The following is a 10,061-nucleotide window of genomic DNA, read 5'->3' as shown; positions in this document are numbered from 1 at the left end:
GTTGTGAGCGACAACGAGGCACTGACGATCCCCGGCGTCCTGGAGCGGGCGGCCCGCGAGTTCCCCGGCACCGAGGCGGTGGTGGACGGCTCGTCCCGGCTGACCTACGCGCGGCTGCTGGACCGGGTGCGCGAGGCGGCCCGAGGGTTCCTCGCGCTCGGCGCCCGGTCGGGGGACCGCGTCGCGATCTGGGCGCCGAACGGCCTGCCCTGGATCGTCACCGCCCTCGCCGCGATGAGCGTCGGCGCGGTCGTGGTGCCGATCAACACCAGGTACAAGGGCGAGGAGGCGCGCTGGCTGCTCGGCCGCGGCCGGGTCCGGTTCCTGTTCGTCGAGGACGGCTTCCTCGGCAACTCCTACCTCGCCATGCTCGGCCTGCCCTCCGCCGAGGGCGACGGCGCGGCCGGGCTGCCCGACCTGTCGGCGGTGGTGACGTACGACGACAAGGCACGGCCGGGGGCGATGCCCTGGGCGGACTTCGTCGCCGGGGCGGCCGGGATCCCCGAGGAGGAGGCGGTCGCCCGCGCCGCCGCGGTGCGTCCCGACGACGTGGCCGACATCCTGTTCACCTCCGGCACCACCGGCCGGCCCAAGGGCGTCATGTGCACGCACCGCCAGAACGTCCGCACCTACCTGGCCTGGAGCGAGCGCAACGGGCTCCACCACGCCGACCGCTACCTGATCGTCAACCCGCTCTTCCACACCTTCGGCTTCAAGGCCGGAGTGTTCGCCTGCCTGCTGCGGGCCGCCACGATGGTGCTCCAGCCGGTGTTCGAGGCGGCGGAGACGATGCGGCTGATCGAGGCCGAGCGGATCACCGTGCTGCCCGGCGCGCCGACCATCTACATCACGATGCTCGACGCGCCCGAACGTGACCGCTACGACCTGTCGTCGCTGCGGCTCGCGGTGACCGGCGCGGCCGTGGTGCCGGTGGCCCTGGTCCAGCGGATGCGGGCCGAGCTGTTCCCCGAGGTCATCACCGCGTACGGGCTGACGGAGGCGTCCGGCACGGTCACCGCCTGCTCGCTTGACGACGACGACGAGACCGTGGCCGGCAGCGCCGGGCGGGCCATCGAGGGCGTGGAGGTGCGCGTGGCGGACGCCGCCGGCGAGCCCCTGCCGGTGGGGGAGGACGGCGAGGTGCTGGTCCGCGGCCACAACGTGATGCTGGGTTACCTCGACGACGAGGAGGCGACGGCCGCGACGATCAGGGACGGCTGGCTGGTGACCGGCGACCGGGGCCGGCTCGACGAACGCGGCAACCTGACCATCACCGGCCGTTCCAAGGACATGTACGTGGTGGGCGGGTTCAACGTCTACCCCGCCGAGGTCGAGCAGGTGCTGGCCGCCGCCGATGGCGTAGCCGAGGCGGCGGTGGTCGGCGTGCCGGACGCCCGGATGGGCGAGGTGGGCCGGGCGTACGTCGCGGCCCGGCCGGGCGCCGCCCTCGCTCCCGACGCGCTGATCGCCTACTGCCGGGACCGGCTGGCCAACTTCAAGGTGCCCCGCGAGGTCGTCCTCGTCGACCGCCTCCCGCGCAACGCGGCCGGCAAGATCGACAAGGCGGGCCTGCCCGCTCTGGCCTCCGATCCTGGCTAGTCGACATCAGGGGCGTCGGGCCCGCCGGGCAGCCTGAGCCCCGGCATGTCGAGAGGCTCCGGCTTCGCCGCCCAGGGCACGGCGACCCTCATGGTGACGTTGCCGGGAAAGCCGATGACGTAGCCCTTCACCATGGGGGGAAGGTCTTTCCAGTAACCTTGCCAGACCTCGGGGCCCTTTCCGCTCATGTACTTGCTTTCCCCCATGCCGACATAGAACACGTTGAGACCTCCCGCCAACGCGGCTGCGAACACCACCTCCTTGCCGGTCTGCTCCCACGACTTGCCCTCGACTCGGTCGTTCCAGAACGTGGCACCACCGCCGGCGACGGCCCCCTGGATCAGGTTGCGCTTCCACGGGTTCATCGCGGCCAACGCGCCGATGCCTCCGGTCCCCCCGATCAGGCCGGCGACGATGGCGGAGTTGCTGCCCTCGGCGAGCGACAGGAGAGACCTGTCAAGGGCGTTCCGTCCTCGGAACGGGTTGGCCACGATGTTGATGGCGACGTTGCCGAAGAAACCCCATCGATACAGTTGCCAGTACGATTTCCACGATCCTCGGGCCATCTGGAGGAAGGTCTGTGGTTCGTCGCCGACCTTCGTCCCGAGGCCGCGCACCACACGTGATCGGCCGACGGTGATCGTGAGGCTCCTCAGGAGGTCGCCGAGCGTACGGAAGATCAACCGAAATCTTCCGAGAATCGTGGTGGCGACGACGGCGATCTCGCTGGTCGTCTTCGCCGACCGGGCCCAGGCGGCCAGGCTGCTGAGGCCGGCGGTGACAGCCGAGATCGCCACTGCCGTCATGATCGCGATGATCAGGCTTCGTATCAGCTCCGCCAGAGCCCTCTGCGTCTCGACCGACACATCGGCGGCGGATCCGGGGATGGTGCGGGCCGTGGTGAGCTGGCTGATCGCCTGTGTTCGGAATTCGGGGTCGAGAAGGGTGGCGTACGTCTGCCTGAAATCGATCGCGCTCGGCCCCTGCCACGTCGCGAGCCGGCGTTCCGCTAGCTTGATCTCGGTGTCCGCTTTCGCCAGCGCCAGCCGCATCTCATGGCAGGCCCACGCCATGGTATGCAGGCGGTGCACGTCCTGGTCGTCGCCCATACGACGTATCGCGTGGTAGAGCGTCTCAAGGAGCTGCAGAGGGCTGTCGTACCACTCGGCCATGCATTCCCTTCCTCACGAGATCAGACGCAAGCGCTTGCTCGCTGGCTTGGGGATTGCCTCGTTCTCCACTTCCGAGGTGGCAGCCGGCCGTTAGTGCCTCCCCGTCAGTCGCCATCGGAAAGCCGGTCCATTCGCTCTCGCTGGTGCGCCTCGACGCGTTCCTGAAGGCGGCCTATGCGCATGAGAGCCGTGCCCGCCGCGGTCAGCTTCTGGTGAAGATCGGTGACGTATTCGCTCACCTCGGTGTGGAAGTCCAGGTAGTTGACGTCGAGCTCTCGGGATGCGCCTTCCACCAGACCGAAGCACCCTGGGGTAGGAGCCGCGTCGTCCCGGAACACGCGAGCATGTTCTTCGAGCACCCTCCCCACCTCGGCGCATCTCGCGCCTGCCGATTTGATATCGGTCGGGCTAACAATCACATGATCACGCATATGAGCAGATTAGTCCGCAAAGCGGGGAATTATGCGGTCGATTGGCCGCACCTTGGGTGGTGGCGGATCGGTGGGCCGCTCACCGGTCAGGCGTGCGGGAGTGGGCGTCGGCGGTCCTGGCGAGGGTGTCGAAGTCGCGGGCGAGGCCCCGCAGCAGCCCGTCGACCGCCCGCTCGATCGCGGCCTCGTCGACGGGCGCGTGGCCGAACAGCAGCCGGTAGAAGACGAGCGAGGCCAGCGAGTCGACCGCCATGGTGAGATCCAGGTCCTCGCGCAGGTCGCCGCGGTCCCGGGCGCGTCGCAGGGTATCGCGCACGGCCGTCCTCGGCGGGACGAACAGCGTGTCCAGGAAGCGCTGCCGCAGGTCGGGGTCCGCGCCGCAGTCGGCCAGCAACGGGGAGAAGATCTCCGGGCCCATGCACCTGAAGGTGCGCGCGAACAGCGTCAGCGCCTCGTTCAGATCGCAGACGACGCATCCGGTCGCTGGAGGCTCCACCTCGCCCATGCGCCGTTCGAGCTCAGCCAGCACGAGGAGCTGGCGGCTGGGCCAGCGCCGGTAGACGGCCGTTTTGCTGACCCCGGCCCGCTTGGCCACCTGCTCGATCGCGAGTGCCCGGTAGCCCTCCTCGTCCAGGAGATCCGACACCGCGCGCAACACCGCCTCGTCGATGAGCGCGTCGCGCGGTCGTCCGCCTGCGTGCTTGGTCATTGACGTAGTTTCTCACCCTCTCTTACGATACGGTCCGTATCGGATCGAAATAGGGGGAAATGTGATGGTGGAAGCGGCGCGGCGGGCGGGCGGACGCGAGTGGGCCGGGCTCGGCCTGCTGGCCTTACCTCTGTTCGTGCTGGCGATCGATGCCAGCGTGCTGTTCCTGGCCGCCCCGCACATCGCGGACGACCTCGGCCTCACCGCCACGCAGTGGCTGTGGGTGCTCGACGTCTACGGCTTCATGATCGCTGGTTGTCTGGTGACCATGGGCTGGCTGGGCGATCGGATCGGCCGCCGGCGCCTGCTGCTCATCGGCGCGGGTGCCTTCGCCGCCGCGTCGTTGTGCGCCGCGCTGGCGACCGGTCCCGTGATGCTGATAGCGGCGCGGGCGGCGCTCGGCGTCGCCGGCGCCACGCTGATGCCCTCGACGCTCGCGCTGATCCGGTCGATGTTCCACCACGACGGCCAGCGCGCCACGGCGATCGCGGTATGGATGACCACCTTCTCGGCGGGCATCGCGCTCGGCCCCCTCATCGGCGGCGCGCTGCTGGAGGTCTTCTGGTGGGGATCGGTCTTCGTGATCGCGATCCCGATCATGTCGCTCGTCGTGCTGCTCGGTCCGCGCCTGCTGCCGGAGAGCCGCGGCGAGGAGGAGGCGCCCGTGGACCCGCTGAGCGTGGCGCTGTCCATCGCGGCGATGCTCGCCCTCGTGTACGGCCTCAAGGAACTCGCCGGCTCCGGGCCGCAGGCGCACGCGGTGGTCGTGCCGGTCGCCGGCGTCCTGCTCGCCGTCGTCTTCCTGCGCCGCCAGCGCCGGCTCGCGAACCCTCTGGTCGATCTGACCCTCTTCCGCGCCCGCGCGTTCCGTACGGCCCTGGCCCTGCTCACCGTCGGGATCTTCGCCGTCACCGGGGTGAGCTTCCTGACGCCGCAGTTCCTGCAGTTCGTCGCCGGCCTCTCGCCGCTGCGCGCGGGACTGCTGACCGTGCCCGTCGCCCTGCTGGCGATCGCGGGCTCGCTCACGGCGCCGATGCTGGCCGCCCGCTGGGGGGTCCGAACGGTGATCGTCGCGGGCGCGGCCGTCTCCATCGCGGGGTTCCTCACCCTCAGTCAGGTCAGCGCGGACGGGCCGGTGTGGATGCTCATCTCCGGCGCGGCCCTGGCCGCGCTCGGCCTCAGCCCCACCACCGTGCTGACCACGGACCTGGTCGTCGGCTCCGCTCCGCCGGCCCGGACCGGATCGGCCGCCGCGCTGTCGGAGACCAGCGGGGAGCTCGGCGTCGCGCTGGGGATCGCGGGCACGGGCAGCGTCGTGACCGTCGTGTACCGGCTGACGGTCGGCGACCTGCTTCCGGACGCCCTCCCGGCCGGCAGCGCCGCCGCGGCGCGGGAGAGCATCACGGCCGCCCAGGACGCGGCTCGGCACCTTCCGCCCGATCTGGCGGTCGCCGTCACCGAGGCGGCCAGGAGCGCGTTCGCCTCCGCCTTCGGCGCGACCGGCCATCTCGCCGTCGCGCTCACCGTCGCGCTCGTCGTCATCGCCTGGACAGGGCTGCGCCTGTCCCGCGAGAACGTGAGCGCAGGCTGACCGGTCAGGCGCCGTAGACGGGCTCCGGCGGGGTGGCGTCGGCGAGAAGGGCGGCGATCCGGGGGCCCAGCTCGGCCGGCTCCCAGCGCGCGCCCTTGTCGGTGGCCGGGCCGTGACGGAAGCCCTCCATCACGCAGATCCGGCCGCCCTCGACCTCGAAGACCCGCCCGGTCACGTCCTTGGACTCGGCGGAGCCGAGCCAGACGACCAGCGGCGACACGTTCTCGGGCGCCATGGCGTCGAACACGCCCTCCTCGGGGGCCGCCATCGTCCGCGCGAAGACCTCCTCGGTCATCCGGGTGCGTGCGGCCGGCGCGATGGCGTTGACGGTCACGCCGTAGCGGCCCAGCTCGGCCGCCGCGACCAGCGTGAGCCCCACGATGCCCGCCTTGGCGGCCGAGTAGTTGCCCTGCCCGACGCTGCCCAGCAGACCGGCCCCGGAAGAGGTGTTGATCACGCGGGCGTCCACCGGCCGGCCGGCCTTGGACTCGGCCCGCCAGTGCAGCCCGGCGTGCTTCAGCGGCAGGAAGTGCCCCTTCAGATGGACCCGCGTCACCGCGTCCCACTCCTGTTCGGACAGGTTGACCAGCATCCGGTCGCGGACGAACCCGGCGTTGTTGACCAGGGTGTCGAGCCGCCCGAAGTGCTCCAGCGCGCTCGCCACCAGCAGTCGCGCTCCCTCCTCGGTGGCGATGTCGGAGCGGTCGGCCACCGCCTCGCCGCCCAGCGCGCGGATCTCCTCGGCCACCGTCTGGGCCGGGCCGTCCGACCCGCCCTCACCGGAGGGGCCCACCCCCAGGTCGTTGACCACGACCCGGGCGCCCTGCCGGGCGAACTCCAGCGCGTGCGCGCGGCCGAGGCCGCGCCCGGCGCCGGTCACGATGACGACTCGGTCCTCGCAGATCATGCTCAGGCTCCTTGCGGTTCTACGGAGAAATCGGGCGGCGTTCAGGAAAACGGGCCGCTCTGCTAGCTTAGTTTCTAACAAATGTTAGGTCGAAAGGTAGCTTATGGGAATCTCCACCAGCACCCACGGCGAGGGCATCGCCGAGGTCGTGATGGACGTGCCGCCGGTCAACGCGCTGACCGTGCGGGGCTGGTTCGACCTGGCCGACGCCGTACGAGAGGCCGGACGTGACCCCGGGACCCGCGTGGTCGTGCTGCGCGCCGAGGGCCGGGGCTTCAACGCCGGCGTCGATATCAAGGAGATGCAGGCCACCAGCGGCTTCGAAGCGCTGGTCGGGGCCAACCGGGGGTGTTACGCGGCCTTCGCGGCGGTCTACGAGTGCGAGGTTCCCGTGATCGCCGCCGTGCACGGGTTCTGCCTGGGCGGTGGGGTCGGCCTGGCCGGCAACGCCGACATCGTGGTGGCCTCCGACGACGCCTACTTCGGGCTGCCCGAGGTCGAGCGGGGCGCGCTCGGCGCGGCCACCCATCTGGCCCGGCTGGTGCCCCAGCACCTGATGCGCGCCATGGTCTACACCTGCCGCAACGTCACGGCGGCCGAGCTGCACGCGTTCGGCTCGGTGCTGGAGCTCGCGCCCCGCGAGGGGCTCCGCGACGCCGCGCTGAAGGTGGCCGCCCAGATCGCCGACAAGGACCCGTACGTGATCCGGCGCGCCAAGGAGTCCCTCAACGGCATCGACCCCGTTGACGTCAAGCGCAGCTACCGCTTCGAGCAGGGCCTCACCTACGAGCTCAACCTGATGGGCGCCGGTGACCGGCACCGGGACGCCTTCGTCGCGGAAGGAGGCAGCTGATGGGCGCCGTGATGTCCGTTGAGGAGATCGTCGGCTCGCTGGAGAGCGGCATGACGATCGGGATCGGCGGCTGGGGCTCGCGGCGCAAGCCGATGGCCCTGGTCCGGGCGATCCACCGGTCCTCGCTCAAGGACCTGACCCTCGTCTCGTACGGCGGGCCCGACGTGGGCCTGCTCTGCGCCGCCGGCAAGGTCCGCCGGGTCGTCGCCCCGTTCGTGACGCTCGACTCCGTCGCCCTCGAACCGCACTTCCGGGCCGCCCGGCAGAGCGGGGCGATCGAGTTCACCGAGTACGACGAGGGCATGTTCATGTTCGGCCTGCTGGCCGGGGCGCACCGGCTGCCGTTCCTGCCGACGCGGGCCGGGCTCGGCTCCGACGTCATGCGGGTCAACCCCGGCCTGCGCACCGTCCGCTCGCCGTACGAGGACCAGGAGGAGCTGGTCGCGGTGCCCGCGCTCACCATGGACGCGGCGCTCGTGCACCTCGACCTGGCCGACACCCGGGGCAACGGCCGCTACCTCGGCCCCGACCCGTACATGGACGACCTGTTCGCCAAGGCCGCCTCCCGCTGCTACCTGTCCTGTGAGCGGATGGTGCCCGCCGGAGAGCTGGGCGGCCCGCCCCAGACGCTGCTGGTCAGCCGCATGCACGTCACGGGCGTGGTGGAGACGCCGGACGGCGGCCACTTCACCGACCTCGGCTCCGGCCGTGACGAGGCGTTCCAGCGGCACTACGCCGCCTCGGCGGCCGACCCGACGCAGTGGGCCGCCTTCGAGGACCGCTTCCTGTCCGGTGACGAGGACGCCTACCGGCAGGCCGTACGGCAGTGGCACGAGGAGCAGGAAGGGACGGCACGATGAGCGCGACCCGAGCGGAGATCTGCGTGGTGGCCTGCGCCGAGGCGTGGCGGGGCGACGGCGAGATCCTGGCGGCGGCGATGGGCACCTGCTCGATCCTGGGCGCCCGGCTGGCCCGGCTCACGTTCGAGCCCGGCCTGCTGACCACCGACGGCGGCGCGCTGCTCACCGCAGAACCGGTGCCGTTCGGCGCGCCGGCCGGCCCGGTCGAAGGCTGGCTGCCGTTCCGCGAGCACCTGTGGCTGGTGCAGAACGGGCGCCGGCACGTGATGATGGGCGCCTCGCAGATCGACCGGCACGGCAACACCAACATCTCCGCCGTCGGCGACTGGGCGCGGCCGAAGTCGCAGCTCCTGGGCGTGCGCGGCGCGCCCGGCAACACGATCTGCAACCCGACCAGCTACTGGATCCCGCGCCACTCGGCCCGTGTCTTCGTGCCGAAGGTCGACGTGGTCAGCGGCGTCGGCACCGACCGGGCCGCCGAGCTCGGTCCGGGGGCGGCCCGGTTCCACGACCTGCGCCGCGTGGTGACCGACCTCGCGGTCTTCGACTTCGGCGCCCCCGACGGGGCGATGCGGCTGCTCTCGGCGCACCCCGGGGTCGAGGTCGAGCAGATCCTGGCCGCCACCGGGTTCGAGCCGGTCATCGAGGGCGACGTGCCGGAGACCCGGCAGCCGTCCGAGGAGGAGCTGCGCCTGATCCGCGAGGTGCTCGACCCGCGCTCCCTGCGCGACCGCGAGGTCCGCTCGTGACGGGGCAGGTTCTGGACACGCCGCTGACCCGGCTCACCGGCGTCCGCCATCCGGTGGTGCAGACCGGCATGGGCTGGGTGGCGGGCCCGCGGCTGGTCTCCGCCGTGGCCGACGCCGGAGGGCTCGGCATCCTCGGCTCGGCCACCATGACCCTCGACGAGCTCGCCGCCGCGATCAAGGAGGTCCGCTCCCGCACCGACGCCCCGTTCGGGGTCAACCTGCGCGCCGACGCCTCCGACGCGGCCGACCGCATCGACCTGCTGATCAGGAACCAGGTGAAGGTCGCCTCGTTCGCGCTGGCCCCGCGCCAGGAGCTGATCGCCAGGTTGAAGGACGCCGGGGTCGTGGTGATCCCGTCCGTCGGCGCGCGGCGGCACGCCGAGAAGGTCGCGGCCTGGGGCGCCGACGCGGTGCTGGTGCAGGGCGGCGAGGGCGGCGGCCACACCGGCGCGGTCGCCACCACGCTGCTGCTGCCCCAGGTGGTCGACGCGGTCGACATCCCGGTCATCGCGGCCGGCGGCTTCTTCGACGGGCGCGGGCTCGCGGCGGCCCTCTCGTACGGCGCGGCCGGCATCGCGATGGGCACCCGATTCCTGCTCACCTCCGACAGCTCGGTGCCCGACGCGGTCAAGCGGACCTACCTCGGCATGTCCGAGACCGTGGTCACCCGCCAGGTGGACGGCATGCCGCACCGGGTGCTGCGGACCAAGCTGGTCGACGGGCTGGAACGGTCGGGCACGGTGTCCGGGATGGTCCGCGCGGTGCGCAACGCGGCGCGGTTCAAGAAGATCTCCGGGATGTCGTGGCCCGCGATGATCCGCGACGGTCTGGCCATGAAGCACGGCAAGGAGCTCACCTGGTCGCAGGTCCTGATGGCGGCCAACACCCCGATGCTGCTGAAGGCGGCCATGGTGGACGGCCGGCCCGACCTCGGCGTGCTCGCCTCCGGCCAGGTGGTGGCGCTCATCGACGACCTGCCCTCCTGCGCGGAGCTGATCGACGGGATCGTCGCCCAGGCCGCCGGCGTGATCCGCGGCCTCGACGCCAACCTGACCGGATGACCGTCCCTGGCCGCGACGACTCCGCGACCAACGCGGTCAACCTGACGGGATGACCGTTCCGGACCGCGACGGCTCCACGGCGAGCGCGCCGAACCCCTCCGCCCCGGCCGCCCCCATCGGGGCCGTCCG

Annotated in this window: 10 protein-coding genes; 6 read left to right on the top strand and 4 right to left on the bottom strand. The window is 71.6% G+C overall.

All coding sequences use genetic code 11. From position 1 onward, the window contains the following. Window positions 1-3 precede the first annotated feature (3 nt). Window positions 4-1,599: a FadD3 family acyl-CoA ligase gene (locus AC5L3X_RS22365; protein ID WP_494859301.1), complete on the top strand. Its 1,596-nt coding sequence runs from the start codon at window positions 4-6 to the stop codon at window positions 1,597-1,599. Here AC5L3X_RS22365 and AC5L3X_RS22360 read toward each other — a convergent pair. From AC5L3X_RS22360 to AC5L3X_RS22350, 3 genes are all read right to left on the bottom strand, one after another. Continuing rightward, on the bottom strand, window positions 1,596-2,708 hold the full coding sequence (locus AC5L3X_RS22360) for a hypothetical protein (protein ID WP_494859300.1): 1,113 nt from the start codon (window positions 2,706-2,708) through the stop codon (window positions 1,596-1,598). The genes AC5L3X_RS22365 and AC5L3X_RS22360 overlap by 4 nt on opposite strands. A 167-nt stretch (window positions 2,709-2,875) precedes the next feature. Further along, the gene (locus AC5L3X_RS22355; protein ID WP_494859299.1) at window positions 2,876-3,202 is read right to left on the bottom strand and encodes a hypothetical protein; all 327 of its coding nucleotides are present in this window, start codon (window positions 3,200-3,202) and stop codon (window positions 2,876-2,878) included. A gap of 79 nt (window positions 3,203-3,281) precedes the next feature. After that, window positions 3,282-3,911, bottom strand: coding sequence for a TetR/AcrR family transcriptional regulator (locus AC5L3X_RS22350; protein ID WP_494859298.1), 630 nt, complete (start codon window positions 3,909-3,911; stop codon window positions 3,282-3,284). A gap of 64 nt (window positions 3,912-3,975) precedes the next feature. On the opposite strand from AC5L3X_RS22350, the gene AC5L3X_RS22345 reads away from it, so the two are divergent. Next, window positions 3,976-5,502, top strand: a complete 1,527-nt coding sequence (locus AC5L3X_RS22345; protein ID WP_494859450.1) for an MFS transporter — start codon at window positions 3,976-3,978, stop codon at window positions 5,500-5,502. Window positions 5,503-5,506: 4 nt separating this feature from the next. Here AC5L3X_RS22345 and AC5L3X_RS22340 read toward each other — a convergent pair whose 3' ends face one another. After that, complete coding sequence (locus tag AC5L3X_RS22340) at window positions 5,507-6,409, bottom strand: SDR family oxidoreductase (protein WP_494859296.1); 903 nt, start codon at window positions 6,407-6,409, stop codon at window positions 5,507-5,509. Between the two features lie 103 nt (window positions 6,410-6,512). Between AC5L3X_RS22340 and AC5L3X_RS22335 the strand changes: the two genes are divergently transcribed. From AC5L3X_RS22335 to AC5L3X_RS22320, 4 genes are read left to right on the top strand one after another with little or no spacing between them, the layout of a single operon-like run. Then, window positions 6,513-7,262 carry an enoyl-CoA hydratase family protein gene (locus AC5L3X_RS22335; RefSeq protein WP_494859295.1) on the top strand — a complete coding sequence of 250 codons (750 nt, stop codon included), beginning with the start codon at window positions 6,513-6,515 and terminating at the stop codon, window positions 7,260-7,262. Continuing rightward, window positions 7,262-8,122, top strand: coding sequence for a CoA transferase subunit A (locus tag AC5L3X_RS22330; protein ID WP_494859294.1), 861 nt, complete (start codon window positions 7,262-7,264; stop codon window positions 8,120-8,122). Before AC5L3X_RS22335 ends, AC5L3X_RS22330 begins: the two co-directional genes overlap by 1 nt. Continuing rightward, entirely contained in the window at window positions 8,119-8,871 is a 753-nt protein-coding gene (locus AC5L3X_RS22325) for a CoA-transferase subunit beta (RefSeq protein WP_494859293.1), read from the top strand. The genes AC5L3X_RS22330 and AC5L3X_RS22325 overlap by 4 nt, the downstream gene beginning before the upstream one ends. Further along, on the top strand, window positions 8,868-9,932 hold the full coding sequence (locus tag AC5L3X_RS22320; RefSeq protein ID WP_494859292.1) for an NAD(P)H-dependent flavin oxidoreductase: 1,065 nt from the start codon (window positions 8,868-8,870) through the stop codon (window positions 9,930-9,932). Before AC5L3X_RS22325 ends, AC5L3X_RS22320 begins: the two co-directional genes overlap by 4 nt. The last annotated feature ends 129 nt before the right edge of the window (window positions 9,933-10,061 follow it).

The sequence above is a fragment of the Nonomuraea sp. CX421 genome, assembly GCF_059358955.1.
This window is presented reverse-complemented; position numbering and strand designations above follow the sequence as displayed.